Here is a 25,798-nt window from a genome sequence, read left to right as displayed (position 1 = left end):
CCTTTCCGCACACCCACCGAAACCCCCGCGAAGCCGCCGGACGCGCCTACTCCTTCGGCGCGGGCCGGTAGCAGAGCCGGACCACGCCCGAGGGGAAGGTCGTGGTGTTGATGAGCTCCAGCCGGCCGGGGCCGATGTCGTCGAAGACGCGCGGCCCGGCCGCCCACAGGTAGGGGCTGACGTTGAACCGGTACTCGTCGACGAGGTCGTGGGCGATGAGCGCGCGGGCGAACTCCCCGCCGGAGGGGGAGACCAGGTTGCCGTCGTGCTCCTCCTTGAGGCGGCTCACGGCGGTGGCGAGGTCGCCGTCGAGCAGGGTGGCCTTCCACTCCAGCGGACCGGTCAGCGACCGGGACGCGACGTACTTCGGCATCCCGTTCATCCGGGCCGCGTACGCCTCGAAGCCGGGCACGGCCGCCAGGCTCGGCCACACGGCCGCCAGGCCCTCGTAGGTCTTGCGTCCGAGCACCATGGCGTCGGCCGCCTGCCACATCTCCAGCCCGTCCCGCACGCTGTCGGGGTCGGTGACCAGCCAGCCGCCCTGCGGTTCGGCGGAGGGGGCCTCGAAGGCGCCGTTGACGGTCATGGCCAGATTGATGATCAGTCGTCCCATGAGAGGCTCCTGGTTCCTGTGTCTGTGCTGGGGTCGGTGTCTTACAGGTCGTCGCCGGCGGCGAGGTCCGCGGCGAGCTTGTCGAGGCTCTGGCCGAAGCCGATCTCGATCCCGGCGACGAAGTCGGCGGACTCGACGGTGCTGCCGGTGATCCGCCAGTGCGCGTCGAGCCGTGTGCCGGTGCCGGCCGGGGCCAGGTCGAGGGAGACGTGGGCGGTGAAGGCCGGGCCGCCGTCGGGCAGCAGCGAGGACATCCGGTAGGCGAGGCGCTCCCGGAGGCGCGCCTCCTCGACGGCGCCCTCGGCGCGTCCGGCGACCACGTCCGTGCCGTCGGTGTCGTCGAGGTCGCGGTATTCCAGGACGATCCGCCCGCCGGGCCGCGCCTCGAAGACGAGCTCGGAGACGCGCAGGTCGTCGGGCGTCCACCAGCGGGTCAGCAGCGACGGCTCGGTCAGGTGCCGCCAGACCCGCGCGGGGCTGCCCGCCAGCGACCGGCGGAACCCGAACGAGCGTCCGTCGGCCCACCCAGGCGCCTCGGCGGCCCGCCGCTCCGCGTCGAGGCCGGCCGCGTGGCGGTCGTGGACCTCGCCCGGCCCGCCGGGCCGGTCCGCGGTGTCGGCGAGCCGGTTGAGGGCGGTCGCCAGGTCCCGCAGCGGGCCGGGCCGGAGGGCGTAGAGGCGGCGCTGGCCGACCCGCCGGGAGGAGACCACGCCGGCGCGCTCCAGCGTCTGGAGGTGCTTGGTGGTCTGCGGCTGGCGCGCGTCGGCGAGCCGGGCCAGGACGCCGACCGGCCGGGGCCGCTCGGCCAGCAGGCTCACCAGCCGCCAGCGGGCCGGATCCGCCAGCGCGGCGAGGAGTGTCGTGTCCATGGCCCGAAGTATTCTCCACAGTGAATATTCTTGTCAAGGAATAATTCGAGGTCGGATGAACCGGGCGCCGGTCACGGTGGTCGAGTGCGTGCGCCACCGCCCGTTCCGCTCCCCCTTCTGGTGAGGGCGGGACGGCCCGTGCGGGGGATTCCAGTGGGGGAGGGGTCGGTTAGCCTGGGCTCACCTCGCCCGCGCCGGAGAGAGTTCGCAGATGCCCGCAGATGCCGACGAGCACGCGTTCGACGACGGACCCGTGTTCGACGACGATTTCGTCAGGAGTGCGGCGTTCACCGAGCCGTCCGCTCGTGAGCGCGCCCACGTGCCCGGGAGGCGCGAGCGGTGGCGCGCCCGGCGGGAGGAGCGAAGATCCGCGCCGTTCGGGGGAGGACTCGGCCGGGAGTGGGGCGGACGCCGTCCCCGGTGGGCGCTCTTCCGGGGCTCGCGGCACGCGGGGTACCGGGACCCGAGCCACCGCAAGGCCGTCGTCCAGGTGATCAGCGGCGTGATGGTGCTGCTGCTGATCTCCACCGCGCTGTGGTGGTGGAACCGGCCCGGCGACGCGGGCGGCGCCGCCGGCGGCGCGGCGCTGCTGCCGCTGCCCGCGCCGAGCCCGGGGGGCGGCCCGGCCGACCCGTTCGCGGGGTCGCCGGCGGCGGACTACGCCGACGGCGAGGCCGGGCTCCAGATGCCCGACCCGAAGGCGGTGAACGGGCTCTCCGAGGCCGACATGGCGCTCGCCTACGTCCAGGTCCGCAAGCTGCTCGTCGCGGCGAACCTCGATCCCACCGTGGTGTTCGAGCGCAGGCCCGACGCCTTCGCCAGGCTGCTGGAGCCGCGGCAGCGCCGCGAGTTCGAGCGCTCCCTCGACCGCAAGGGGCCGAAGAACAGCCGGGCGTGGGTGACGAGTTTCGCGGCGGGCAGCGCCGAGCGGGCCGCCGACGTGGTCAAGGTGCGCGGCACGGTGACCGCGCGGAAGCAGCGCGACCAGGGCGCCGACGGCGCGAAGGTCACGACCGACCACCTGTTCGTGTACGCGGTGCGGCGCCCCGGGTCGCCCTCGACGACGATGCGCGTCATCGTGCGGCGCGCGACGGAGGTCTTCGTCCACCGCGAAGGCGGGAGGGTGCGGCTGCGGATCGTCCGCACCGACAGCTCCACCGCGCCGATGGCCTGCGACTTCGGGGACGCCTTCGTCCACCCCACCTTCCCGGGGACGCCGGGCGCGGCGCCCCCCGGGAAGCCGGTGGACCCCTACGACCTGTCCGCGCCGATCCAGGCCGCCCAGCCCTGCCAGCAGGTCACCCACGTCTGAGGTCCAGGGACACCTCCAGGCTCGCGTAGGAGGGCACCAGGACGCGGCGCGCGGCGCGGCGGGAGGTGATCCGGTACGGGTGCCCGGCGGCGTGCAGCGTCCCCAGCATGCGGGCGACCTGCTCGCGGGCGACGGCGGCGCCGAGGCAAAGGTGGCGGCCGCCGCCGAACCACAGCTGCCGGGTCTCGGGCACATAGGGGCGGCGCACGTCGAACGGCCCCGCGCCGTTGGTGGCGAGGTAGGTCAGCACCAGGACGCGCTCCCCGGCGCGCAGCCTCCGTCCGGCGACCACGGCGTCGCGGGCGACGTGCCGTCCGATCACCGGGGCGGGGGCGGCGACGCGCAGGCCCTCGCGCACGGCGTTGCCGGTCAGCGAGGGGTCGGCGAGCAGGGCGCGCTGCTGCCCGGTGTCGTGCAGCAGCGCCACCGTCCGGACGGTCCCGGACGCCCCGGTCTCGGTGCCCGCGATGACCAGCAGCGTCGCGAGCCCCCGGCTCAGCGGCAGGCCGAAGCCCATCTCGCGGCAGCGGCCGAGGAGCGTGCCCGGCCCCGCGCCCGCGTAGGCGGCCGGGACCGCGGCGGTGATCTCCGCGACGATCACGCGGGCCCGCGCGACCGTCGCCGGGTCGAGGTCGGTCGAGGACGTGGTGCCGACGGCCAGCGAGGCGAGCCGCTCGCCCGCCGCGAACAGGTCGCGGTAGGCGGCGTCCGGGCGGTCCGCGGGGAGCCCGAGCAGGTCGGCGACCATCCGCCCGGACAGGACGCGGGCGGTGTCGGCGACGTCCACGACCGCGCCGGCGGTCAGGCGCCGGGCGAGGTCCGCGTGGTGCGCCCCCTGGGAGCGCTCGACCAGCGCGCGGGCGGCGTCCTCGGTGAACAGGTCGCGGGCGCGGGTGCGCACCTCGGCGTGCCGGGCGCCGCCGAAGAACCGCCCCATCTCCTCGCCGAACAGCTGCGTCCACAGGTGCCCGACGCCGCCCTCGCCGTTCATCGCGAACGAGCCGTGGTCGTTCAGGACGCGGCGCGCGAGCACCGGGTCGGTCACGACCCAGCCGAGCCGGGGGACGCGGACGAGGGGCCCGGCGTGGCGGGCCGCCTGGAGCAGCGCGTACAGGCCGCGGTTGCCCTCCCACAGCAGCCGCGCCTCGTGCCGCGCGGCGTTCGCGGCCGCCGCGCCGCCGCCCGCCGTGTTCCTGATCTTTGTGCTGGTCACCCGGTGATTGTGCCGGGTGCCGCCCGCGCGCCGGCATCCGTATCCCCACGTAACGGGATGAGTGGTAGTACTCACGGCGAACCGGGTTACAACGCCCAGGCGATGTTCCGTAGGGTCGCGGTGTCCGGGACCGGTCCTGGTCCGAGAATCTGAGCCCGACCAGGCACGAAGCGGCGCCGGCCCGTGGGGGACCCCGGGGCTCGCCGTCCACGGAGAGCGCGAGGAACCCTGCCCATGAGAGCCCGTATCACCGCCGTCGCGGCGCATCTGCCCGCGCGCACGGTCACCAGCGCCGAGGTCGAGGAGCGCGTCGCGGCCGAGAGCGGCGCCGCCGGACACCCCTACCGGCCGCGTCCGACGATCGTCGAGCGGATGACCGGGATCCGCGTCCGGCACGTCATGCGCGACGACGAGCAGGCGTCCGACCTGGCCGCGGCGGCGGCGCGCCGCGTCCTCGCCGGGCGGGGCCTGGCCCCCGAGGCGGTGGACCTGCTGGTCTTCGGCTCGGCGTCGCAGGACCTGGTCGAGCCCGCGACCGCGCACATCGTCGCCGCCAAGCTCGGCGCCCGCTGCCCGGTGTTCGATGTGAAGAACGCCTGCAACAGCTTCCTCAACGGCCTCCAGGTGGCGGACGCGCTGGTCCGCACCGGGCAGCACGAGCGCGTGCTCGTGTGCACGGGGGAGAGCCCCTCGCGCGCCATCCGCTGGAGCGTCCGCGACCGGGCCCAGTTCGCGGACGCGTTCGCCGGCTACACGCTGTCGGACGGCGGCGCGGCGGCGCTGGTCGAGGCCGCCCCGGACGGCGGGATCTTCTACCGCGACTTCGCGGCCGTCTCCAGCGCGTGGCGGGTCGGGACGCTGCCGGGCGGCGGCTCGATGCACCCGCGCGACCCCGAGCGCACCTACTTCAGCGGCGACGGCCGGCGCCTGAAGGACGCGTTCGCCGCGGGCGGCCCCGAGCTGTTCGACACGGCGCTGGAGAAGACCGGGCTGGGCTGGGACGACTTCGCGGTGGTCGCCGTCCACCAGGTCACGGTCCCCTACCTGGAGGCGACGCGGGCGGCGCTCGGCATCCCCGCCGACCGGCTGGTGGTGACGCTGCCCGAGCACGGCAACCTCGCCTCTGCGAGCCTGCCGCTCCAACTCGCGACGGCGCTGGAGCGGGGGCGCTGCCGCCCCGGCGACCGGGTCGCGCTGGTCGGGCTCGCCGGCGGCATCAGCCTCGGCGTCGTCTTCGCCGAGCTGTGAGCGGGGGCAGAACGGTGAACGTGTGGGTCGTCGTCCCCGCCTACGACGAGGAACGCTCCATCGGCGCGACGCTGCGGAGCCTCGCCGGGCAGAGCGACACCGGCTTCACGCTCGTGGTCGTCGACAACGGCAGCGCCGACGGCACGGCGGCCGTGGTGCGGGAGTTCGCCGCACGGCACCCGGGGCTGGACGTCCGGATCGTCCCGGAGCCGGAGAAGGGGACCGGCGCCGCCGCCGACACCGGCTTCCGGCACGCCATCGCCGCCGGGGCGACGCACCTCGCCCGCACCGACGCCGACTGCCTGCCCGACCCCGGGTGGGTCGCGGCGGTGAAGCGGGCGTTCGCCGACGGGCTGGAGATGGTGTCGGGCCCGCTGCGACCCCGCACCGACGAGTTCCCGCTCAAACTGTGGGAGCGGCGGCTGCTGCCCGCCGTCATCGGTGCCGCCGCGCTGTTCGGACGGTTCCGTCCTGGCAACCAGGACCCCTGCTACCTCGGCCCCTACGTGATGATGCCCGGCTGCAACATCGCGATCACCGCGGACCTGTACGAGCGGGCGGGCGGCTTCCCGCGCACCCGCATCGAGGACGTCCACGAGGACCGCGCGCTGGTCAACCGCGTCCGCCGGCTGACCGCCGCCTACGGCCTGCGCCGGGACGTCGCCGTGTACGGGTCGGTGCGGCGGCTGCGCGCGTTCGGCCTGCTCAGAACCCTCGGCTGGTACGCCGACCACCGCTACCGGCCCCCCGTCGTGGACATCCGGTGAACTGGGAACGGCGCCTCTACCTGGCGGCGCACCCGCTGGCCTACCCGCTGCTGCGCGGCGCCGCCCGGCGCGGCCCGGCCGTGCGCGTGCCCGGGGTCGGCGTGGTGGTGAACGACGCGTCCGCGGCCCGCGCCGTCCTCATGGACGGCGAGACGTTCCGCAAGGACGGCCCCGGTTCGCCCGGTGACCTGTGGACGCCGGTGCTCGGGCCGTCCGTCCTGCTGAACATGGAGGGGGAGGCGCACCGCGCGCTGCGCCGGCGCCTGACCGAGCTGTTCACACCGTCCTCCACCGAGGAGCTGTGCGCGCGGGTGCTGGCCGAGCCGCTCGCCCGGCTGCGCGACCGGCTCGCGCGCGGCGCGACCGTGGACCTGGTCGCCTTCTCCCGCGTCGTCGCGGGCACGGTGATCGGCGAGGTCATCGGCCTGGACGTGCGGGACGAGGCGGACGTCCGCGCCCTGTTCGAGCGCGGCGAGCGGATCGCGGCGACGGTGTCGCTGCGGACGCGGCGGCTCTCCCCGTCCCAGGTCGCGCGGGCCCGGGAGGTGCTGGACCCGCTCGGCGGCATCGCCGCCCGCTCCTACGCCGCCGGGGACGAGTCGACCGTGATGGGCCGGATGCGCGCCCTCGGCCTCGCGCCGGACGAGGCGCGCGGCGCGGCCGCCGCGTTCTTCCTCACCGGGACCGAGACGGTCGCGACGCTGATCCCCCGCCTGGTCGCCCTGCTCGCCGACTCCGGGACCCTCGGCCGCGTCGCCGCCGACCCCGGCGGCCTGCTGGACCGCGCGATCGAGGAGGCTATGCGGGTGGCGACGCCGACGCCGGTGATGCTGCGCAGCGTCCACCGCGCCGCCGAGGTCGGCGGGGTGGCGGTCCGCCCCGGCGACCGGATCCTGATCGCCACCCACAACTGCTGCCAGGCCGATGGGGCGTTCGATCTCGACCGCTCCCATCCGCCGGAGCTGCGGAGGCTGTGGTTCGGCGCGGGCCCGCACTTCTGCATCGGGTACCCGCTGGCGATGGCCGAGGTCCGGCTGGTCGCCCGGACGCTCCTCGCCGCCGCGCCGCTGCGGATCACCCGCCGGGCGGCGGCGCGCGGCGTCCTCATCCCCACCTACCGCCGCCTGGCCGTCCGCACCGAGAGGGCTCCCGCATGACGCTGATCCGCCGGTTGGCCGACCAGGCCGCCCGCACACCCGGGGCCGTCGCCCTCGTCGCCGGGGACGGAGCGGAACTCACCTACGGCGAGCTGCGGCGGCGGGTGCTGGCCGTGCGGCACGGGCTGCTGTCGGCCGGGCTCGCGGCGGGGGACGGCGTGCTGTTCTCCGTGCGGCCCTCGCCGGAGTCGCTCGTCCTCGCGCTCGGGGTCGTCGCGGCGGGCGGCGTGGTCGTGTTCGCCGACCCGGGCGCCGGTCCCGAGATGTTCACCGCGCGGCTCCGGCTGGCGCGCCCGCGCTGGTCGGCGGCCGAGTCGGTGCTGTATGCGGGGAGCAGGCTGCGGCCGGTGCGGGCGTATGCGCGGCGTCGCGGGCTGCTCCTGCCGAACCTCGCCGACCTGCGGATCCCCGGCGAGGGGCCGATGCGGCATGTCCATGTGGGGCGGCGGCTGCCGGGTGTCCCGCGCGGCGCGCTGCCGTTCGCGGACCTCGTCCGGGGCGACGCCCCGGAGCCGGACGGCGACGGCGACCCCGGCGCGCCCGCCGCCGTGATCTTCACCTCCGGGACGACCGAGGACCCGCGCGCGGTCGTCCACACGCAGGGGTCGCTCGCGGCGGCGCTCGACCTGTTCCGGGAGCGGATGCCGCTCGGGCCCGGCGATGTCGTCCACACCGACCAGCTCATGCTCGGGCTGCCCACGCTGGTCTCGGGGGCGCGCTGGTCGATGCCGCCGCCGCCCTGCGCGCCCGCCGAGTTCGCGCGGCTGATGCGCGAGCGCGGCGCGACGCACACGTTCTGCGTCCCCGCGCACCTCGCCGAGGTCCTCGACGCGGCGCCCGCGCTGCCGGACACGCTGCGGTACGTGCTGCTCGGCGCGGCCCCCGCGCCCGCCGGGATCCTGCGGCGCGCGGTCGCCGCGGCGCCGTCGGCCGAGGTGCTGTCGGTGTACGCGATGACGGAGATCCTGCCGGTCGCGATCGCGTCGGCGGAGGAGAAGCTCGCGCACGTCGCCTCCGGCGCCGGGGGAGACCTGCTCGGCGCGCCGCTGCCCGGGGTCGGCGCGCGTCCGGCGGACGACGGCGAACTGCTGCTGTCCGGGCCCAACCTGTGCCGCGGCTACCTCGGCGCGGAGCCGCTCACCGAACTCCCCACCGGCGACCTCGTCCGGCTGGACGGGGGGTCGCTCGTCCTGACCGGCCGCAAGAAGGACATGCTGATCCGCGGCAAGTTCAACCTCTACCCCGGCCTGTACGAACCGGCGATCGCCGCGCTCCCGGACGTGGCGGACGCCGCGATCGTCGGCGTCCCCGACCCGGGCACCGGCGACGAGGAGGTCGTGCTCGCCGTCGTCGGCCCCGGCGACCTGCCGGGGCGGCTGCGCCGCGTCCTCCCCGGCGTCATCGACCACGACGCCCTCCCCGACCGCGTCGTCGTCCTGGCCGAGCTGCCGCGCTCGGGGCGCGGGCGCAAGCTCGACCGGGCCCGGCTGCGCGACCTGGTCACCGCGGGTACGGCGGGTACGGCGGGCCCGGCGGGTACGGCGCGGTGAGGGTCGCGGTGACCGGCGCGTCCGGGTTCGTGGGCGGCGCGGTGTGCCGGGCGCTGACCGCGGAGGGCGCCACCGTCCACGGCTTCGGCCGCCGCGGGGACGTCCCGGCCGCCCATCTCGGCGGCGCCTCCTACCGCGCGTGGGACCTCACCCGGGGCCCGCTCCGGGACGCGCCGCCCGTCGACGCCGTCGTCCACTGCGCGGGGAGCGTCACCGACTGGGGACCCGCCGCCGAGATCTTCGCCGGGAACCTCACCGGGACGCGCGCCGCCATGGCCGCCTTCCCCGGGGCACGGTTCGTGCACGTCAGCACGGCCAGCGTGTACGACCCGTTCCGGCCGAGCGTCATGGTCACCGAGGACGAGGCGCCGGTGGCCCGCTACCTCAACGCCTACGGCGCGTCCAAGGCCGCCGCCGAGCGCGCCGTCCTGGCCCGGGGCCACGGCGCGGTCGTGCTGCGCCCGCACGCCGTCTACGGCCCGGGGGACCGGGCGCTGCTGCCGCGCGTCCTGTCCGCCGTGCGCGGCCCGGTGCTGCCCGCCGTCGGGACGGGCCGCCAGCGTGTCAGCCTCACCTCGGTCGGCAACCTCGCGCGGGCCTGCGTGCTGGCCGCGACCGGCCCGGTGGCCTCGGGCGTCTTCAACATCACGGACGCGTTCCCGGTCGCGATCGACGACGCCTTCCGGGAGATCCTGCGCGAGCGCGGCGTCCGCGCGCGGCCGGTCTACGCGCCCGCGCGGCTCGCCGGGCCCCTCGCGGCCGCCGTCGAGGGCGCGTTCCTGCTGGCCCGCCGCCGCGAGCCGCCGCGCCTCACCCGCTACGCCGTCGGCCATCTCGCGGTCGAGCGGACGCTCGACATCACCGCCGCCCGCGCCGTCCTCGGCTACCGGCCGCACCCGACGACGTTCGCGGGCGCCGCCTCCTGGGAAACGTCAACCACGGGTTGACGGCCAAGGAGCGTCAACCTATGGTTGACGCATGACGGAACCCACTCCGGCGGGCGGCCAGGTCCGCCTCGACGAACTCATCAGCACGATCAAGAAGGTGCACCCCGACGCCCTCGAACAGCTCACCAGCGCCGTGCTCGCCGCCGAGCACCTCGGCGAGGTCGCCGACCACCTCATCGGCCACTTCGTGGACCAGGCGCGCCGGTCCGGCGCGTCCTGGACCGAGATCGGCAAGAGCATGGGCGTCAGCAAGCAGGCCGCGCAGAAGCGGTTCGTGCCGAAGGGGGCGACGCCCGACCTCGACATGTCGCAGGGCTTCTCCCGCTACACGACCCGCGCCCGCAACGTCGTCGTGTCGTCGCAGAACGAGGCGAAGGCGGCGGGCAACACCGGGATCGGCGTCGCGCACGTCGTGCTCGGCCTGCTCGCCGAGCCCGAGGCGCTCGCGGGCAAGGCGATCACGGCGCAGGGCGTGTCGCTGGACACGGTCCGCGAGACCGCCACGGCGGTGCTCCCGCCGCGCGCCGAGGAGGTCCCCGCGCTGGTCCCCTACGACGCGGAGGCGAAGAAGGTCCTGGAGCTGACCTTCCGCGAGGCGCTCCGCCTCGGCCACAACTACATCGGGACCGAGCACATCCTGCTGGCCCTGCTGGAGTTCGAGGACGGGGCGGGCCTGCTCAGCGACCTCGGCGTCGACAAGGGGACGGCCGAGGCGAACATCCTCGCCGCCCTCAAGCCGCTGATGGACAACGTCCCGGACGAAGAGGAGTGAGACGCCGATGAGTTCCGGGTGCGGCGGCGGTCGTACCCGGTATGGAGACCCTCATCAAGGCCAACGGCGTGGACCTGTGCGCCGAGACGTTCGGGGACCGGGACGCGCCGCCGCTCCTGCTCATCGGCAACACGATGCTCACCTGGCCCGGTGGGCTGTGCGAGGCGCTGGCCGGGAAGGGCGGCGGCCCGGCCGGGTTCGTGATCCGCTACGACCTGCGCGACACCGGACGCTCGACGACCGTCACCCCCGAGGCCCCCGGCTACACGCTGCGCGACCTGGTCGCCGACGCGGCCGCCCTGCTGGAGGCCCTCGGCCTGCCCGCCGCGCACGTCGCGGGCTTCGGGGTCGGCGGCTGGATCGCGCAGCTCCTCGCGCTCGACCACCCGGACCGCGTCGCCACGCTCACGCTGATCGCGACGCGGCCGACCGCGCCCGGCCCGGCCGACGCCGACCTGCCCGAGCACGCGCCGGAGATCATGGCCCATTTCACGAACCCGCCGCCCGTCGACTGGACCGACCGCGCGTCCGTCGCCGCGGCCGCGGTCGAGAACGCGCGCCGTTTCGGCGGCGGCGGGTTCGACGAGGCGGAGGCCCGCGCCGCGGTCGAGGCGGTCCTCGACCGGATCGCCGCCCCGGCCGACGGGCAGGGCCGCGCGTACCGGGCGAACCTGATGGGGAGCACGTTCGCCGCGCTCGACTCCGGCGACCGCTGGCGCGAGCGCCTCGGCGAGATCACGGCGCCCACCCTCGTGGTCCACGGCGAGGACGACCCGTTCTTCCCCCTCGGCAACGGGCGCGCGCTGGCCGCCGAGATCCCGGACGCGCGGCTGGTCACCGTCCCGGGCATGGGCCAGGAGCTGCCCCGGCGGGCCTGGGACGTGATCGTCCCCGCGATCCTCCGGCACACCTCCGGAACCTGATCGCGCGAGCGGCCCGATAACCGGTCGCCCGAGCGGCGCGTCCTCTGGTGGAGTGGGCCCGTGAATGATCGACAGGGTGGCGCTGCGCTCGCCGGGGCCTTCCACGCCGACGTCGTCCGGCCGCTGCTGGCGCGGGCGATGCCGGGGCTGCGGTACGCGGCGGCGCGGCTCGGCTCCGGGTCGGACGTGCTCGGGCTCGACGACGCGATGAGCCGCGACCACGACTGGGGCTGCCGCCTCACGCTGCTGGTCGACGACCCGGACGCGGTGCCCGGCATCGACCGGCTCCTCGAACGCGACCTGCCCGCCCGCTACGGCGGGCATCCCGTCCGGTTCCCGGTGACCTGGGACGCGGCCGACACCCACAACGTGGAGGTCGCGACCGTCGCGGACTTCTGCCGCTCCCGCCTCGGCGTCGACCCGACGCGCCCGCCGGCGGTCGCGGACTGGCTCTGCCTGACCGGGCAGGCCGTGCTGGAGGTGACGGCCGGGCCGGTCTTCGAGGACACGACCGCGACGCTGGCGCCCGCCCGCGCGACCCTGCGCCACTACCCGCCGGACATCGAGCGGTACGTGCTCGCCGCGTGGTGGCGGCGCGTGTCCCAGTGGATGCCGGTCGTCGGACGCACCGCGCGGCGCGGCGATGAGACCGGCTCGCGGCTGCTCGGCGCCCGCGTCGCCGAGGACCTGTGCCGCCTGGCGTTCGCGCTCTCCCGCGCGTGGATCCCCTACGCGAAGTGGCGCGGCACCGCGTTCGCGCGGCTGGACGTCGCGCCCTCCCTGGAGGGCCCGCTCGCGGCGGCGGTCTCGGCGGCGCGCTGGGAGGACCGCGAGGCGGCGCTCGCGGAGGCCGCCGAGCTGCTCGGCGCCCTGCAACGCGAGCGCGGCCTCCCCACCCCGGACTCGGTCGTGACCCCCTTCTGGGACCGGCCGTTCCGCACCATCGACGAGGCCGTCTGGGCGGGTCTGCTCGCCGACGTCCGCGACCCGGAGGTGGCGGCGCTGCCGCCCGGCGTCGGGTCCGTCGAGCAGTGGGCCGACGGCGTGGACGTCCTGACCTCCGGCGACCGCAGGGCCGCCCTGCGCGCCGCGTACCGGGCGTGGATCAGCCCAGCCGCAGCGCCAGGAAGAAGTCGACCCGGTCCTCAAGACGCGACAGGTCGCGACCGGTGAGGTCCTCGATCCGCTGGATGCGGTAGCGGACCGAGTTCACGTGCAGGTGGAGCTGCTCGGCGCACCGCGCCCACGACCCGGAGTTCTGGAGGAACGTCTCCAGCGTCCGGACGAGATCGGCCTTGTGGACGTCGTCGTAGGTGCGCAGCGGGTCCAGCAGCCTGACCCTGAACATGTGCCGGACGTCGTCGGGCACGCTCGCCAGCAGCAGCACGTGCGTCGCCAGCTCGTCGTGCCGCACCACGCACACCGGGGCGGCGCGCCCCGCCGCCAGCCGCCGCGCGTACCGGGCCTCCTCCACGGCGCCGCGCAGCTCCCCGGCGGGGACGACGTCGCTGACCCCGACGGCGAGGCCGCCGCCGTCGGCGAGGCCGGGGGCGAGCGCGTCCAGGGCCGGCTGGATCTCCCCGGCGAGGTCGCGTCCGGCGCCCTCCACCTGGACGAGCGCGACGGCCTCCTCGTCCAGCAGCCCGAGGACCGGGCGCGGGGCGGCCGGCGCCTCGCCCAGCACCTCGCCCAGCACCGCCCGCAGCTCGCCCGGCCGCAGCGCCCCGCCCCCGGACGCGGCGACCGCGGCGAACCGGGCGGCCGCGTCCAGCCCAGACAGCTCCAACCGCGGCGCGATCTCCTCCGCGCTCGCCGCCGCGGCGACCAGCCGCACCAGCTCCTGCGCGAGACGGCCCCCGACGCTGAGCCGGTCGTCCAGCCGGGCCCGCTCCAGCGCGACGATCGAGGCCAGCTCGGTGGCGAGCGCGCGGCGCTCGGCGGACCAGTCGTCCACGTCGCCCTCGCAGGCCAGGAACCAGTCCGCGACCCGCGGCGTCGCCTGCCCGGCGACGGGGAAGACCGACACGCCGGCGTGCGGGCGCGGCAGCCGGCGCGCGGTCAGGAACGCGCGGGCCAGGTCCGCGCCGTCGGGCACCGGCTCCGGGCCCGCGACCAGCCGCCCGGTGGGCGCCAGCACCCAGCACCGCATGCCGAGATCGCCGGACACCAGCTCCAGCACGGCGCCCAGCCCGGTGCCGCCCCCGCCCGCGTCGGCGACGAGCCGCCGGTGCCGGTCGAGCACGGCGGTCAGGTCGGCGGCGCGGGCGCCCGACAGGTGCCGGACGACCTCCTCGGTGATCGTCGCGAACGCCACGTCCTCCGCCACCGCGAACAGCGGCATCCGGTGGGCGCGGCAGGCCGCCACGAGATCGTCGGGGAGCGCGCCGCGCGCCAGGCCCCCGGCGAGCGCGGACGCGCCCGCCGCCGCCAGCGCCCGCACGAACGTCTCCGAGTCGGCGGGGCCCGACCGCCAGACCAGGCCCGTCAGCACCAGCTCCCCGCCCCGCAGGTACCGGCCGGGCTCCAGCAGGTCGGTGGTGACGACCCAGCGGACCGCCCGGTCCAGTTCGTCCTGCCCGGTGACCAGCTCCAGCCGCGACTCGGGCAGGTCGAGCAGCGCGCGCAGCTTCATATGCCCTAGTTAACTGGAGGAACGTACAAAACCCCGCCTCGGCGGGGCGGCGCGGTTCGGATCTCCTGTCCCTCGACCCCGGTAGGGGCCCCTGTGTGTACTTCAGGGAGCGGATCGAGGAGGCGCGGGTGACCATCGAACGACCGGTCGGGGTGGCCGGGCTGGAGGTGCTGAACTCCCTGCCCGCGCGGGCCGCCCGCGCGGAGCTGCTGACCTGCTGCGCGTCCCGCCGCTGGGCGGACGAGGTCGCCGCCGGACGCCCCTACCCGGGCCTTCCCGCGCTGCGCTCCGCCTCGGCGGTCGCGCTCGCCGCGCGGGACTGGGCCGGGATCAGGGAGGCGCTCGCCGCCCACCCCCGCCTCGGCGACCGGCCCCACCACGAGCGGCCCCAAGGCGAGCGGTCCCAAGGCGAACGGCCTCAGGGCGGCGACCGGGAGGCCGCGTGGTCGCGCGGCGAGCAGTCGGGCGCGGACGGCGCGGCGGCGGAGGTCCGCGCGGCCCTCGCGGCGGGCAACCGGGCCTACGAGGAGCGCTTCGGGCACGTGTTCCTGCTCTGCGCGACCGGGCTGGGCGCGGCCGAGATGCTCGCCGCGCTGCGCGCCCGCCTGGGCAACGACACCGGGACCGAGCAGGCGGTCGTCCGCTACGAGCTGACCAGGATCGTCGACCTGCGGCTGGCGAAGCTCCTCGACGTGATCGGCGAGGCGAACGGGAGGAACGCGTGAGCCTTTCGACGCATGTGCTGGACGCGGCGCGCGGCCTGCCCGCGCGGGGCGTGGCCGTCCGGCTCGACCGGCGGGACCCGGACGGGGGCTGGACGACGCTCGCCGAGGCCCGCACCGACGCCGACGGCCGGATCGGCGAGTGGGGCGTGCTCCCCGGGCCGGGCGTGCACCGGCTGACCTTCGACACAGGGGGGCTGTCGGAGTTCTATCCCGAGGTCACGGTCGCGTTCACCGTCACCGACCCGGAGCGGCACCTGCACGTGCCGCTGCTGCTGAGCCCGTTCGCCTACTCCACCTACCGAGGGAGCTAGCCCCCATGGCCATCGTGCTCGGCCCCAACCGCTACGGGAAGGCGGAGACGCGCGTCGTACGCGTCAGCAGGGACGGCGACGCCCACCGGATCAAGGACCTGAGCGTGAGCGTGTCGCTGTCCGGCGACATGGACGAGGTGCACCTGAGCGGCGACAACTCCGCCGTCCTGCCGACCGACTCGCAGAAGAACACGGTGTTCGCGTTCGCCCGCCAGCACGGTATCGGGGAGATCGAGGACTTCGCGCTGCTGCTCGCCCGGCACTTCGTCGACTCCCAGCGCGCGGTCGCCCACGCCCGGGTGGAGATCCACGAGTACGGCTGGGACCGGATCGCCGGGCCGCACTCGTTCGTCCGCGACGGCGGCGAGGTGCGGACCGCGCTCGTCCACAGCGACGGGACGGGCGGCGCCGAGTCGGTGGTGTCGGGGCTGACCGACCTGGTCGTCCTCAAGTCCACGGGCAGCGAGTTCCACGGCTTCGCCGAGGACGCCTACACGACGCTCGCGCCCACCGGCGACCGGATCCTCGCCACGGCCGTGACCGCGCGGTGGCGGTACCGCGCGCTCGGGGCTCCCTGGGGCGAGTCCTACCGCGCGGCCCGCGCGGCGCTGCTGGGCGCGTTCGCCGGGACGCACAGCCTGTCCCTCCAGCAGACGCTGTACCAGATGGGGCGCCGCGTGCTCGGCGAGCGGCCCGAGATCTGCGAGGTGCGGATGGCGATGCCCAACAAGCACCACTTCCTGGTCGATCTGAAGCCGTTCGGCCTGGACAACGACAACGAGGTCTACTTCGCGGCGGACCGTCCGTACGGGCTGATCGAGGGCTCGGTGCTCATCGACGACGCCCCGGACGCCCCATCCGCGTGGGTATGACGGGTACGGGGGAAGAGATGGAGTTCATGCGACCGGCCACCTGGGCGGACGCGCTGGCGGCCAAGGCGGAGCACCCCGGGGCGCTGCCCATCCAGGGCGGCACCGACGTCATGGTCGAGATCAACTTCGACGTGCGGCGCCCCGAGGCGCTGCTGGACCTGAACCGCGTCGCCGAGCTGACCGAGTGGGACACCTCCGGCGGGCGGCTGCGCGTCGGCGCGGGCGTCCCGTACGCGCGGCTGATCAGGGAGCTGGGGGACCGGCTGCCCGGCCTCGCGCAGGCGGCCCGGACCGTCGGCTCCCCGCAGATCCGCAACCGGGGCTCGGTCGGCGGGAACCTCGGCGCCGCCTCGCCCGCCGGGGACTCCCATCCGCCGCTGCTCGCCGGGGACGCGGTGGTCGAGGCCGAGTCGGCGGCGCGCGGCGTCCGGATGATCCCGGCGGCGGAGTTCTACCTCGGCGTGAAGCGCAGCGCGCTGGAGCCGGACGAGCTGATCCGCGCGTTCTGGAGCGCCCCTGCGTCCGGCCCGCAGTACTTCTCGAAGATCGGCACCCGGAACGCGATGGTCATCGCGGTGTGCTCGTTCGCGCTCGCGCTGCACCCGGAGGAGCGCCGGGTCGGCACCGGTGTCGGCTCGGCCGCCCCGACCCCGCGCCGCGCGCCCGCCGCCGAGGCGTTCGCGTCCGCCGAGCTGGACTGGGAGGGGCGCGGCCCGCTGCCGGACGCCGCGTCCCGCCGGTTCGGGGAGCTGGTCGCGGACGCGGCGGCGCCGATCGACGACGTCCGGGGGACCGCCGGGTACCGCAGGCACGCCCTCGCGGTGATGGCGCGCCGCACCCTCGCCTGGGCCTGGAACGACCACCGCGCCGCCACCCCGGAAAGGAGGGTGTCCTGATGCGCGTGACCATCACCGTGAACGGCTCGGCCGAGACCGTCGACGACGTGTGGGAGGGCGAGAGCCTGCTCTACGCGCTGCGGGAGCGGATGGGCCTGCCCGGCTCCAAGAACGCCTGCGAGCAGGGCGAATGCGGGTCCTGCACCGTCTATCTGGACGGCGTGCCGGTCTGCTCGTGCCTGGTCGCCGTGGGCCAGGCGCAGGGGCGCGACGTCCGCACCGTCGAGGGGCTGACCGAGGGGCCGCCCGGCGACGCGGGGGAGGCGCGGCTCGATCCCGTGCAGCAGGCGTTCGTGGACGCGGGCGCCGTGCAGTGCGGGTTCTGCACGCCGGGGCTCATCGTCGCGTCCCACGACCTGGTCGAGCGCAACCCCGAGCCGTCCGACGCCGAGATCCGCGAGGCCCTCGCCGGGAACCTGTGCCGCTGCACCGGCTACGAGAAGATCCTGGACGCGGTCCGCCTCGCCGCCGCGCGTAAGCGGACGGCCGGGGGGAAGGCGGTGCGGTCATGAGGACCGTCATCGAGAACGCCCACATCGTGACCGTCTCCGGCGAGGAGTACCCCGGCGGCCACATCGTCGTCGACGGCGAGAGGATCGCCTCGGTCGGCGCGGGCCCGGCGCCGGCCGCCCCGGAAGGCGGGGCGGTGGAGCGGATCGAGGGGCGCGGCTGCCTCGCCACGCCCGGCCTGGTCAACGCCCACCACCACCTCTACCAGTGGGCGAGCCAGGGCATCGCCACCGGCGCCACCCTGTTCGAGTGGCTGACCACCCTGTACGAGCCCTGGTCGAAGATGGACGCGGAGGTCGCGGGCGGCGCCGCGAGCGCCGGGCTCGGCTGGCTCGCCAAGTCGGGCTGCACCACCTCCACCGACCACCACTACCTGTTCCCGAAGGGGCGCGGCGACCTGTTCGCCGCCGGGATCGAGGCCGCGCGCGAACTCGGCGTGCGCTTCCACCCGTGCCGGGGGTCGATGGACCTGGGGCGGTCCGACGGCGGGCTCCCGCCCGACGAGGCCGTCGAGGACATCGACACGATCCTGGCCGAGACCGAGACCGCGCTCGACCGCTACCACGACCCCTCGCCCGGCTCCATGCTCCGCGTCGCGGTCGCGCCCTGCTCGCCGTTCTCCGTCACCCGCGACCTGCTGGTCAGGTCGGCGGAGCTGGCGCGCTCCCGGGGCGTCCGGCTGCACACCCACCTCGCCGAGACCCGCGACGAGGAGGAGCACACGACCGAGCGGTTCGGCATGACGCCGGTCGAGTACATGGACTCGCTCGGCTGGCTCGGCGCGGACGTGTGGCTCGCGCACTGCGTCCACCTGCACGACTCCGACGTGAAGCGGCTCGCCGAGACCGGCACCGGCACCGCGCACTGCCCGAGCTCCAACGCCCGCCTCGGCTCCGGCATCGCCCGCGTCTCGCACCTGCTGGAGGCGGGCGCGCCGGTCGGGCTCGGCGTGGACGGCCCGGCGTCGGCCGAGATGGTCCCGCTCGCCGGGGAGATGCGGCAGGCGATCTACATGCAGCGCGCCCGGTACGGGCCCGCCGCGCTGACCGCCCGGCAGGCCCTGGAGATGGCGACGCTCGGCGGCGCCCGCTGCCTCGGCCGCGAGGCCGACCTCGGCACGCTGGAGCCCGGCAGGCTCGCCGACATCGCGCTGTGGCGGATCGACGGCTTCCACGCCGCGATCGACGACCCGGTCGTCGCCCTCGCCTTCGGGCAGACGCCGCCGCTGGAGCGGCTGCTGGTCGGCGGGCGGACGATCGTCCGCGACGACGCGCTCGTCTCCGTCCCCCAGGACGAGGTCGGACGGCGCGGAGCCGCCGCCCACCGCCGTCTCATGACGCTCGCGCAGGAGGTCCTCTGATGGTGGCCCCGGTGAAGTCCCCCGGCCATGTGGCGGCCCCCGGCATCGGCGGGGTGGGGGAGAGCGCGGCCCGTCCCGACGGGACGCTCAAGGTCGCGGGCGAGTTCGCCTACGCGTCGGACCTGTGGATCGACGGGATGCTGTGGGGCGCGACGCTCCGCAGCCCGCACCCCCGCGCGCTCATCCGCGCGATCGACGTCGGGCCCGCGCTGGCGCTGCCCGGCGTCCGCGCCGTCCTCACCCACGAGGACGTGCCCGGCCGCGCCGCGTTCGGCGTGGACGGCGTCGAGGACCAGCCCGTCCTCGCCTCCGGCCAGGTCCGGCACCAGGGCGAGCCCGTCGCGATCGTCGCCGCCGACCACCCCGAGACCGCGCGGCGCGCGCTGGAGCTGATCGGCGTCCGGTACGAGGTGCTGGAGCCGATCACCGACGCGCGCGCCGTCATCGCCGACCCCGAGCGGCTGAAGGTGCAGGACCGGGGCGGCGTCACCCGGTACCAGCCGGTCCGGGTCGGGGACGTGGACGCCGCCCGCGAACGCGCCGACGTCGTCGTCTCCTCGGAGTTCGAGGTCGGCATCCAGGACCAGGCGTTCCTCGGGCCCGAGGCGGGCCTCGCGATCCCGTCCGAGGACGGCGGCGTCGACCTGTACGTCTCCACGCAGTGGATCCACAACGACCTCAAGCAGATCGCGCCCTGCCTCGGCCTGCCCGAGGAGAAGATCCACATGACGCTCGCGGGCGTCGGCGGCGCGTTCGGCGGCCGCGAGGACCTGTCGATGCAGATCCACGCCGCCATGCTCGCGCTGCGCACCGGCAGGCCGGTGAAGATGTCCTACAACCGGTACGAGTCGTTCTTCGGGCACGTCCACCGGCATCCCGCGCTGATGCGCTACGAGTACGGCGCCGCGTCCGACGGGCGGCTGCTGTACGCCGACGTCGAGATCGTGCTGGACGGCGGCGCCTACACCTCGTCCTCGCTGAACGTCGTCGGGAACGCCGCCTCGCTCGGCGTCGGCCCCTACGAGATCCCCAACATCAGGATCGACGCGTACGGCGTCTACACCAACAACCCGCCGTGCGGGGCGATGCGCGGCTTCGGCGCCGTGCAGGCGTGCTTCGCCTACGAGTCGATGATGGACAGGCTCGGCGAGGCGTGCGGCCTCGGCCCGGTCGAGATCCGCCGCCGCAACGCCGTCTCGCAGGGCTCCCGGCTCGCGACCGGGCAGGTCATCGAGTCGCCCGCGCCGCTCGCGCCGATGCTGTCGCGGCTGGAGGCGATGCCGATGCCGCCGGAGCTGGACGCCTCCGACCCGCGCAACCTGCCCGGCGGCGTCTCCCAGGCCACGCGCGGCGAGGGCGTCGTGCGCGGCGTCGGCTACGGCGTCGGGCTCAAGAACATCTGCTTCTCCGAGGGCTTCGACGACCTCGCCACCGCGCGGGTCCGGCTGGAGGTCATCGGCGGGGAGGCGACCGCGCTCGTCCACACGGCGGCGGCGGAGGTCGGGCAGGGGCTCGTCACGATCCAGGCGCAGATCGCCCGCACCGAGCTGGGCGTCCAGAGGGTCACGATCGCCCCGGCCGACACCGGCGTCGGCGACGCCGGGTCCTCCAGCGCGTCCCGCCAGTCCTACATGTCGGGCGGCGCCGTGAAGGCGGCCTGCGAGGCGGTCCGCGCCGACCTCCTCGACCTCGCCCGGCGCTCGCTCCCCGAGGCCGCGCACGTCGCCGGAGGCAAGATCGTCGCCGCGTCGGGCGCCGTCCTCGCCGCGGTCGAGGACGTCCTCGGCGACACGGTCATCGAGCACACCCGCGAGTACCACCACCGCGCCACCGAGCGCATGGACCCCGTCACCGGGCAGGGCCGCAGCCACACACAGCTCGCGCTCTGCGTCCACCGCGCCGTCGTGGACGTGGACGTCGACCTCGGGCTCGTCAAGGTCGTCGAGCTGGCCGCCGTCCAGGACGTCGGGAGGATCCTCAACCGGCAGGCGCTGGAGGGCCAGATCCACGGCGGCTCCGCGCAGGGCCTCGGGCTCGCCGTGATGGAGGAGATCCTCGTGACGGACGGCCGCGTCCGCAACCCCTCCTTCACCGACTACCTCATCCCGACGATCCTCGACATGCCGCCGATGCGGCTCGACATCCTGGAGTACCCCGACCCCGAGGCCCCCTACGGCCTGCGCGGCGCGGGGGAGCCGCCCACGCTGTCGTCCACGCCCGCGATCGTCGCCGCCATCCGCGACGCCACCGGACGGCCCCTCACCCGGGTGCCGGTGCGACCGGAGCACGTCATATGAGGTACGACCTGGTGATCCGCTCGCGGCGGGCCGTGCTGCCGGACGGCGAGCGCCCCGCCGCGGTCGCCGTCCGGGACGGGCGCGTCGCCGCGATCACCCCGTACGACGCCCCGCTTCCCGCGTCCGCCGAGACCCGCCTCGGCGACACGGCGCTGCTGCCGGGGCTCGTGGACACCCACGTCCACATCAACGAACCGGGCCGCACCGAATGGGAGGGCTTCGCCACCGCGACCCGCGCCGCCGCGTCCGGCGGCGTCACCACGCTGGTCGACATGCCGCTGAACTCGCTGCCGCCCACGGTCACGCCGTCCGCGCTCGCGCTCAAGCGCGCCGCCGCCGAGGGCGCGCTCTTCGTGGACGTCGGGTTCTGGGGCGGCGCGGTCCCCGGCAACCGCCTCTACCTGCGCGCCCTCCACGACGCGGGCGTGTTCGGGTTCAAGTGCTTCACCTCCGACTCCGGCGTCCCCGAGTTCCCGCCGCTCGGCGCCGCGCGGATGCGGGAGGCGTTCCAGGAGATCGCCTCGTTCGGCGGCCTGGTCATCGTGCACGCCGAGGATCCGGCCGATCTCCGCGCGCCGTCCGGGGGCTCCTACGGCGAGTTCCTCGCGTCCCGTCCGCCCTCGGCCGAGCGGCGGGCGGTCGAACGGGTCGTCGCGCTCGCGGCGGAGACCGGCGTGCGCGCCCACATCCTGCACCTGTCCGCCGCCGACTGCCTGGACCCGCTGGCCCGCGCCCAGGCCGACGGGCTCCCCGTCAGCGCCGAGACCTGCCCGCACTACCTGACGCTCTGCGCGGACGACGTGCCGGGGCCGTCCGCGACGTCCTACAAGTGCTGCCCGCCCATCCGCGACGCCGCCAACCGCGACGCCCTGTGGCGCGGCCTCGAAACCGGCGTCGTCTCCTGCGTCGTCACCGACCACTCGCCCTGCGTCCCCGAACTGAAACGCGGCGACTTCGCCACCGCGTGGGGAGGCGTCTCGTCCCTCCAGCTCGGGCTGCCCGCCGTCTGGACGGAGGCCCGGTCCCGAGGCCGCTCGCTGGCCTCGGTCGTCCGCTGGATGGCCGAGGGGCCCGCCGCCCTCGCCGCCCTCCCCAAGGGCCGCATCGCCGTCGGCCGCGACGCCGACCTCGTCGCCTTCGACCCCGACGCGGACTTCACCGTGGACGCCGCGTCCCTGCACCACCGCCACCCCGTCACGCCCTATGAGGGACGCACGCTGTCGGGCGTCGTCCAGGCGACCTGGCTGCGCGGAACCCGCGCCGGCGACGCCCCCACCGGACGCCCGCTCGCCCGAACGGAGACCCGATGACCTTCACCGCGCTCCCGGACCTCGCCGTCCGGACCCTCGGCGGCTCCGTCCTCGCGGCCAGCGACGAGTCCTTCGCCGAGAAGGAGAACCTGCTCAACCCGTGGGCGCCGGCCTTCGCGCCCGCGACGTTCGGCCCGAAAGGCCAGCGGTACGACGGCTGGGAGACCGCCCGCCGCCGCGCCCCCGGCCACGACTGGGCCCTCGTCCGCCTCGGCCTCCCGGGCGTCGTCCACGGCGTCGTCATCGACACGGCGTGGTTCAAGGGTAACTACCCGCCGCACGCGTCCGTGGAGGCCACGGCCATGGACGGCCACCCCTCGCCCGCCGAACTCGCCGCCGCCGACTGGACCGAACTCGTCCCGAGGAGCCCCCTCCAGGGCGACACCGCGCACGCCTTCCCCGTCGCCCCGGGAGGTCTCGCCACCCACGTCCGCCTGAGGATGTTCCCCGACGGCGGCATCGCCCGCCTGCGCGTCCACGGCGAGGTCGTCCCCGACCCCGACCGCCTCACCGGCCTCACCGTCGACCTGGCCGCCCTGGAGAACGGCGCCCGCGTGGTCGAGTGCTCCGACGCCTTCTACTCCTCCCCGGACAACATGCTGTTCCCCGGCCTCGCCCGCACCCAGGCCGACGGCTGGGAGACCGCCCGCCGCCGCGACGACGGCAACGACTGGGCCCTCATCGCCCTGGCCGCCCCCGGCGTCGTCCGGCTCGCCGAGATCGACACCACACACCTCAAGTTCAACGCCCCCGCCGAGGTCGCCCTCACCGGCCTGGACGAGCACGGAACCCCCGCCGTCGTCCTCCCGCGCACCCGCGTGCAGCCCGACACCCGCCACCACTTCCGCGTGACGTCCCCCGAGGTGACCCATGTCCGCGTGGACATCCACCCGGACGGCGGCCTGGCCCGCCTCCGCCTCTACGGCGACCTGACCCCGGCGGCCGACCACGCCCTCACCACGCGCTGGCAAACCCTTCGCAACAGAATGTGACGCAGTACACACAGACGGTCATTCAATAGTGCCACTATCCAATAGTGATCGCACAGTAACGTTCCGTGCATGGTCTCAACCGAACACGAATCCCCCATCCAGATCATCCGCGACAGCCCGGCCGTCATCGCCCAGTTACTGCGCGCGGCCTTCGACATCGAGATCTCCGACGACATCGACGTGCGGACGGCCTCCGAGGACTTCACCCAGATCGCCCCCACCGCCTACCGCGCCGACAACGTCGTCGAGATCTGCGAGAGAGGCTCCCCCGAACGCAGGATCGGCGTCGTCGCCGAGACCCAGCGCGCCGTCGACCCGAAGAAGCCGTGACCACAGGCACAGCCGACTACAAGTTCACCAGCGACTTCGCCCTCCGCAACCAGGAGCGCGGCAGGGCCGAAGGAATCGCCATCGGCGAGGCGAAGTCGGTGCTGATGATCCTCGCCGCGCGGGAGGTGACGGTGTCGGACGAGGCGCGTGAGCGGATCATGTCCTGCCAGGACCTGGACACGCTGGAGGTCTGGGTGAACCGCGCCATGACGGTCGACTCGGCGGAAGCGCTCTTCAAGTGACGTCGCTCTGACGACGTGAAAGGCGCCCCGGGGTTCCGGGGCGCCTTTTCGGGTGGGCTTGGGGGTGGGGGCGGTCAGGCGCCCTCGGCCGGTTCCTCCTCCAGGAGGTCGTCGAACTCGCCGTCCTTGACGCCCGCGATGAAGGCGTCCCACTCGGCCTCGGTGAAGTAGAGGATCGGCCCCTCGGGGTTCTTCGCGTCGCGCATGACGACGGCCCTCTCACCGAAGTCCTTGTGCTGGACGGGTACGTCCTTGCCATCGACGAACTCGATGATGACCCCGTCGCTGAGGATCGGTTCCTGCTCGGTCACTGGCGCACCTTCCTCGTCCCGGCTCTGTCGGGTCCAAGGCTAGTGGGGGCCGGGGCGCCGCCACAGGAAAAGCAGTCCCCGGCCGTCCGGTGTGGGGAGGGACGACCGGGGACGATCAGGGGGGTGGTCAGGGCTTGTTGAAGCCCAGCGTGAAGTCGCCGGAGCCGTTGTAGGCGTGCACGCGGTACCGGTAGGTGCCGGGGCCGCCGTCGTAGCTGACGCGCTCGTCGGGGTCGGGGCTGGTGGAGGCGGCGACGTTGGTCCAGGTGCCTCCGTTCAGCTTCTGGAGGTAGAGGTCGAAGTCGACGCCGTCGGGGCCGTCCAGGCAGGCGGTGTGCGCGCCGGACGCGGTGGTCGTGTAGTCGCCGCTCGGCTGGTAGTTGCTGGCGCCGGCGGTCACGGACGCCTCGGCCTTGGTCTGGTAGCCGTCGCAGGGGCCGGGGTTGCCGGGGCCGCCGCCCTCGGTGACGAGTTGGCGGCCGTCGCGGGCGAGGATCTGCAGGACCTCGTTGACCGGCTGGAAGTAGGTGGTGTCCTGGGAGTCCTGGCCGTTGTTGCAGGAGCCCGAGGTGCCGGAGGTGATGCCCTGCGCCTGGCCGCCGGTCTCGGAGATCAGCGCGCCGCCGGAGTCACCGGGGTCGGCGCAGATGTTGGCCTGGATGAGCCCGCTGACCGAGCCCTCCTGGTAGTTGACGGTGACGTTGCGGGCCTGGATCGGGCCGCACCACAGCCGCGAGTTCGTGGTGCCGCCGGAGCGGCAGGCGCGGGCGCCGACGGGGGACTCGGTCGCGCCGAGGACGCTCTCGTACGAGCCGTTCCACTTGGTGACCTTGGGCGTCGGCGTCCACTGGCTGTTGGTGTCGATCCAGGAGTAGTCGTCACCGGGGAAGGAGGAGCCTCCGAAGGTCCCCTGGGCGACCTGGTTGGAGCCCTTGGTGGCCTCGCCCACGCCGCCGCAGTGGCCCGCGGAGATGAAGCCGCCGGTCACGGCGAAGGCGACGGAGCAGCCGTACTGGGTCGTCCAGTAGCGCTCGCCGCCGACGATGTCGTAGACGAGGTGGGGCCTGGCGGTGGAGCGGACGATCCGCACGGCCCCCGCGTCCACGCCGCTCGCGGCGACGAACCTCTGCGCGGCTGCGGGGGAGGAGGTGGCGACGACGACCCGGTTGCTCTGGTTGTCGACGTACCACGAGGTCACGGACTTGGCGGCCGACGCGGCGTGCCGGTTCAGCTTCGTCTGGACGGAGTCCAGCGCGGCCGCGCCGAACTTGACGATCTTGGGTTGGGCGCCGGCTGCCTCGATCGCCTTGGCGGCGGAGGCGTCGGTGGTCGCGACGACGACCTTCGAGCCCGGGGCGACCCAGGCGCCGCCGAACCTCTTGCCGAGGGCGAGCCGGAGCCGCTTCTGGACGTGGGCGGCACGGTCGCCGGAGTGCGCCGGGGCGAGCGGCGCGGCGCCGGCGGGGGGACGGGGGGCGGGGGAGGCCGGTTCCTGCGCGTGCGCTGGGGTCGCCAGCGCCGCGACGAGTCCGGCCGCCACCGCGATGCCCAGCACACGGTGTTTGCGGGACATGTCACTCTCCAGGTGGTGGGGGTGGGGAGAGAAAGGGGCGCCCTGCCCGGACTGTAGGGCGAATCC

26 protein-coding genes are annotated in these 25,798 nt (G+C 75.1%); 20 read left to right on the top strand and 6 right to left on the bottom strand.

The genetic code is table 11. The features are described from left to right. Positions 1 to 46: 46 nt before the first annotated feature. Both KLI87_RS09720 and KLI87_RS09715 read right to left on the bottom strand, forming a co-directional pair. The gene (locus KLI87_RS09720) at positions 47 to 613 is read right to left on the bottom strand and encodes a dihydrofolate reductase family protein (protein WP_214616721.1); all 567 of its coding nucleotides are present in this window, start codon (positions 611 to 613) and stop codon (positions 47 to 49) included. 41 nt (positions 614 to 654) lie between these two features. Then, positions 655 to 1,482: a metalloregulator ArsR/SmtB family transcription factor gene (locus KLI87_RS09715; protein ID WP_214616720.1), complete on the bottom strand. Its 828-nt coding sequence runs from the start codon at positions 1,480 to 1,482 to the stop codon at positions 655 to 657. A 211-nt stretch (positions 1,483 to 1,693) separates the two neighbouring features. Between KLI87_RS09715 and KLI87_RS09710 the strand changes: the two genes are divergently transcribed. Then, positions 1,694 to 2,794 (top strand): hypothetical protein, encoded by a 1,101-nt coding sequence (locus KLI87_RS09710; protein ID WP_156221963.1) that lies wholly within the window; start codon positions 1,694 to 1,696, stop codon positions 2,792 to 2,794. Here the strand turns inward: KLI87_RS09710 and KLI87_RS09705 are convergent. Then, positions 2,781 to 4,007, bottom strand: a complete 1,227-nt coding sequence (locus tag KLI87_RS09705; protein WP_308165925.1) for a cytochrome P450 — start codon at positions 4,005 to 4,007, stop codon at positions 2,781 to 2,783. The genes KLI87_RS09710 and KLI87_RS09705 overlap by 14 nt on opposite strands. 234 nt (positions 4,008 to 4,241) lie before the next feature. Between KLI87_RS09705 and KLI87_RS09700 the strand changes: the two genes are divergently transcribed. The 8 genes from KLI87_RS09700 to KLI87_RS09665 are packed head-to-tail and all read left to right on the top strand — an operon-like array spanning position 4,242 to position 12,544. Then, positions 4,242 to 5,255 carry a 3-oxoacyl-ACP synthase III family protein gene (locus KLI87_RS09700; RefSeq protein ID WP_156221965.1) on the top strand — a complete coding sequence of 338 codons (1,014 nt, stop codon included), beginning with the start codon at positions 4,242 to 4,244 and terminating at the stop codon, positions 5,253 to 5,255. Beyond that, positions 5,252 to 6,022, top strand: a complete 771-nt coding sequence (locus KLI87_RS09695) for a glycosyltransferase family 2 protein (RefSeq protein WP_308165924.1) — start codon at positions 5,252 to 5,254, stop codon at positions 6,020 to 6,022. The genes KLI87_RS09700 and KLI87_RS09695 overlap by 4 nt, the downstream gene beginning before the upstream one ends. Beyond that, positions 6,019 to 7,179: a cytochrome P450 gene (locus KLI87_RS09690; RefSeq protein ID WP_214616719.1), complete on the top strand. Its 1,161-nt coding sequence runs from the start codon at positions 6,019 to 6,021 to the stop codon at positions 7,177 to 7,179. Before KLI87_RS09695 ends, KLI87_RS09690 begins: the two co-directional genes overlap by 4 nt. Beyond that, positions 7,176 to 8,729 carry a class I adenylate-forming enzyme family protein gene (locus KLI87_RS09685; RefSeq protein ID WP_214616718.1) on the top strand — a complete coding sequence of 518 codons (1,554 nt, stop codon included), beginning with the start codon at positions 7,176 to 7,178 and terminating at the stop codon, positions 8,727 to 8,729. The genes KLI87_RS09690 and KLI87_RS09685 overlap by 4 nt, the downstream gene beginning before the upstream one ends. Further along, positions 8,726 to 9,676: an NAD(P)-dependent oxidoreductase gene (locus KLI87_RS09680; protein WP_214616717.1), complete on the top strand. Its 951-nt coding sequence runs from the start codon at positions 8,726 to 8,728 to the stop codon at positions 9,674 to 9,676. Before KLI87_RS09685 ends, KLI87_RS09680 begins: the two co-directional genes overlap by 4 nt. Before the next feature lie 31 nt (positions 9,677 to 9,707). Beyond that, positions 9,708 to 10,448 carry a Clp protease N-terminal domain-containing protein gene (locus KLI87_RS09675; RefSeq protein WP_214616716.1) on the top strand — a complete coding sequence of 247 codons (741 nt, stop codon included), beginning with the start codon at positions 9,708 to 9,710 and terminating at the stop codon, positions 10,446 to 10,448. Between the two features lie 41 nt (positions 10,449 to 10,489). Then, complete coding sequence (locus tag KLI87_RS09670; RefSeq protein WP_214616715.1) at positions 10,490 to 11,371, top strand: alpha/beta fold hydrolase; 882 nt, start codon at positions 10,490 to 10,492, stop codon at positions 11,369 to 11,371. Between the two features lie 60 nt (positions 11,372 to 11,431). Then, positions 11,432 to 12,544 carry a DUF4037 domain-containing protein gene (locus KLI87_RS09665; RefSeq protein WP_214616714.1) on the top strand — a complete coding sequence of 371 codons (1,113 nt, stop codon included), beginning with the start codon at positions 11,432 to 11,434 and terminating at the stop codon, positions 12,542 to 12,544. Here the strand turns inward: KLI87_RS09665 and KLI87_RS09660 are convergent. Further along, complete coding sequence (locus KLI87_RS09660) at positions 12,477 to 14,003, bottom strand: PucR family transcriptional regulator ligand-binding domain-containing protein (protein WP_214616713.1); 1,527 nt, start codon at positions 14,001 to 14,003, stop codon at positions 12,477 to 12,479. The genes KLI87_RS09665 and KLI87_RS09660 overlap by 68 nt on opposite strands. A gap of 128 nt (positions 14,004 to 14,131) precedes the next feature. On the opposite strand from KLI87_RS09660, the gene uraD reads away from it, so the two are divergent. The 11 genes from uraD (at position 14,132) to KLI87_RS09605 (ending at position 23,848) form a co-directional block, all read left to right on the top strand. After that, positions 14,132 to 14,728 (top strand): 2-oxo-4-hydroxy-4-carboxy-5-ureidoimidazoline decarboxylase, encoded by a 597-nt coding sequence (gene uraD / locus KLI87_RS09655; RefSeq protein ID WP_308165923.1) that lies wholly within the window; start codon positions 14,132 to 14,134, stop codon positions 14,726 to 14,728. Then, positions 14,725 to 15,039 (top strand): hydroxyisourate hydrolase, encoded by a 315-nt coding sequence (uraH, locus tag KLI87_RS09650; RefSeq protein WP_214616712.1) that lies wholly within the window; start codon positions 14,725 to 14,727, stop codon positions 15,037 to 15,039. Before uraD ends, uraH begins: the two co-directional genes overlap by 4 nt. Before the next feature lie 5 nt (positions 15,040 to 15,044). Beyond that, entirely contained in the window at positions 15,045 to 15,911 is an 867-nt protein-coding gene (gene pucL, locus KLI87_RS09645; protein ID WP_214616711.1) for a factor-independent urate hydroxylase, read from the top strand. 17 nt (positions 15,912 to 15,928) lie between these two features. Further along, positions 15,929 to 16,807: a xanthine dehydrogenase family protein subunit M gene (locus KLI87_RS09640; RefSeq protein ID WP_214616710.1), complete on the top strand. Its 879-nt coding sequence runs from the start codon at positions 15,929 to 15,931 to the stop codon at positions 16,805 to 16,807. After that, positions 16,807 to 17,319 carry a (2Fe-2S)-binding protein gene (locus KLI87_RS09635; protein WP_156221979.1) on the top strand — a complete coding sequence of 171 codons (513 nt, stop codon included), beginning with the start codon at positions 16,807 to 16,809 and terminating at the stop codon, positions 17,317 to 17,319. Before KLI87_RS09640 ends, KLI87_RS09635 begins: the two co-directional genes overlap by 1 nt. Continuing rightward, the gene (locus KLI87_RS09630) at positions 17,316 to 18,677 is read left to right on the top strand and encodes an 8-oxoguanine deaminase (protein ID WP_214616709.1); all 1,362 of its coding nucleotides are present in this window, start codon (positions 17,316 to 17,318) and stop codon (positions 18,675 to 18,677) included. Before KLI87_RS09635 ends, KLI87_RS09630 begins: the two co-directional genes overlap by 4 nt. After that, positions 18,677 to 20,974, top strand: coding sequence for a xanthine dehydrogenase subunit D (pucD, locus tag KLI87_RS09625; protein WP_214616708.1), 2,298 nt, complete (start codon positions 18,677 to 18,679; stop codon positions 20,972 to 20,974). The genes KLI87_RS09630 and pucD overlap by 1 nt, the downstream gene beginning before the upstream one ends. Beyond that, positions 20,971 to 22,284 carry an allantoinase AllB gene (gene allB / locus KLI87_RS09620; RefSeq protein WP_214616707.1) on the top strand — a complete coding sequence of 438 codons (1,314 nt, stop codon included), beginning with the start codon at positions 20,971 to 20,973 and terminating at the stop codon, positions 22,282 to 22,284. The genes pucD and allB overlap by 4 nt, the downstream gene beginning before the upstream one ends. After that, positions 22,281 to 23,276 carry an allantoicase gene (gene alc, locus KLI87_RS09615; protein WP_214616706.1) on the top strand — a complete coding sequence of 332 codons (996 nt, stop codon included), beginning with the start codon at positions 22,281 to 22,283 and terminating at the stop codon, positions 23,274 to 23,276. The genes allB and alc overlap by 4 nt, the downstream gene beginning before the upstream one ends. 69 nt (positions 23,277 to 23,345) lie before the next feature. Continuing rightward, a complete protein-coding gene (locus KLI87_RS09610) occupies positions 23,346 to 23,606 on the top strand; it encodes a hypothetical protein (RefSeq protein ID WP_214616705.1) in 261 nt (86 codons plus the stop codon). Beyond that, on the top strand, positions 23,603 to 23,848 hold the full coding sequence (locus KLI87_RS09605) for a hypothetical protein (protein ID WP_214616704.1): 246 nt from the start codon (positions 23,603 to 23,605) through the stop codon (positions 23,846 to 23,848). Before KLI87_RS09610 ends, KLI87_RS09605 begins: the two co-directional genes overlap by 4 nt. Positions 23,849 to 23,922: 74 nt before the next feature. On the opposite strand, the gene KLI87_RS09600 is transcribed toward KLI87_RS09605, so the two are convergent. Then, positions 23,923 to 24,159 carry a DUF397 domain-containing protein gene (locus tag KLI87_RS09600; RefSeq protein WP_084264940.1) on the bottom strand — a complete coding sequence of 79 codons (237 nt, stop codon included), beginning with the start codon at positions 24,157 to 24,159 and terminating at the stop codon, positions 23,923 to 23,925. 127 nt (positions 24,160 to 24,286) lie between these two features. Beyond that, positions 24,287 to 25,732, bottom strand: coding sequence for a S1 family peptidase (locus KLI87_RS09595; RefSeq protein ID WP_156221993.1), 1,446 nt, complete (start codon positions 25,730 to 25,732; stop codon positions 24,287 to 24,289). Positions 25,733 to 25,798 lie beyond the last annotated feature (66 nt).

It is taken from the genome of Actinomadura sp. NEAU-AAG7 (assembly GCF_018603865.1).
In the GTDB taxonomy this organism is placed as follows: Bacteria; Actinomycetota; Actinomycetes; order Streptosporangiales; family Streptosporangiaceae; genus Spirillospora; species Spirillospora litoris.
Note: the sequence above shows the minus strand (reverse complement) of the source record. Positions and strands in the feature narration are given on the sequence as shown.

Coding starts and splice junctions, on each gene's coding strand:
- KLI87_RS09630 (WP_214616709.1), top strand. CDS start 17,316: ATGAGGACCGTCATCGAGAACGCCCACATCGTGACCGTCTCCGGCGAG.
- KLI87_RS09670 (WP_214616715.1), top strand. CDS start 10,490: ATGGAGACCCTCATCAAGGCCAACGGCGTGGACCTGTGCGCCGAGACG.
- KLI87_RS09640 (WP_214616710.1), top strand. CDS start 15,929: ATGGAGTTCATGCGACCGGCCACCTGGGCGGACGCGCTGGCGGCCAAG.
- pucD (WP_214616708.1), top strand. CDS start 18,677: ATGGTGGCCCCGGTGAAGTCCCCCGGCCATGTGGCGGCCCCCGGCATC.
- KLI87_RS09675 (WP_214616716.1), top strand. CDS start 9,708: ATGACGGAACCCACTCCGGCGGGCGGCCAGGTCCGCCTCGACGAACTC.
- pucL (WP_214616711.1), top strand. CDS start 15,045: ATGGCCATCGTGCTCGGCCCCAACCGCTACGGGAAGGCGGAGACGCGC.
- KLI87_RS09700 (WP_156221965.1), top strand. CDS start 4,242: ATGAGAGCCCGTATCACCGCCGTCGCGGCGCATCTGCCCGCGCGCACG.
- KLI87_RS09710 (WP_156221963.1), top strand. CDS start 1,694: ATGCCCGCAGATGCCGACGAGCACGCGTTCGACGACGGACCCGTGTTC.
- allB (WP_214616707.1), top strand. CDS start 20,971: ATGAGGTACGACCTGGTGATCCGCTCGCGGCGGGCCGTGCTGCCGGAC.
- KLI87_RS09610 (WP_214616705.1), top strand. CDS start 23,346: ATGGTCTCAACCGAACACGAATCCCCCATCCAGATCATCCGCGACAGC.
- KLI87_RS09660 (WP_214616713.1), bottom strand. CDS start 14,003: ATGAAGCTGCGCGCGCTGCTCGACCTGCCCGAGTCGCGGCTGGAGCTG.
- alc (WP_214616706.1), top strand. CDS start 22,281: ATGACCTTCACCGCGCTCCCGGACCTCGCCGTCCGGACCCTCGGCGGC.
- KLI87_RS09685 (WP_214616718.1), top strand. CDS start 7,176: ATGACGCTGATCCGCCGGTTGGCCGACCAGGCCGCCCGCACACCCGGG.
- KLI87_RS09720 (WP_214616721.1), bottom strand. CDS start 613: ATGGGACGACTGATCATCAATCTGGCCATGACCGTCAACGGCGCCTTC.
- KLI87_RS09635 (WP_156221979.1), top strand. CDS start 16,807: ATGCGCGTGACCATCACCGTGAACGGCTCGGCCGAGACCGTCGACGAC.
- KLI87_RS09715 (WP_214616720.1), bottom strand. CDS start 1,482: ATGGACACGACACTCCTCGCCGCGCTGGCGGATCCGGCCCGCTGGCGG.
- KLI87_RS09595 (WP_156221993.1), bottom strand. CDS start 25,732: ATGTCCCGCAAACACCGTGTGCTGGGCATCGCGGTGGCGGCCGGACTC.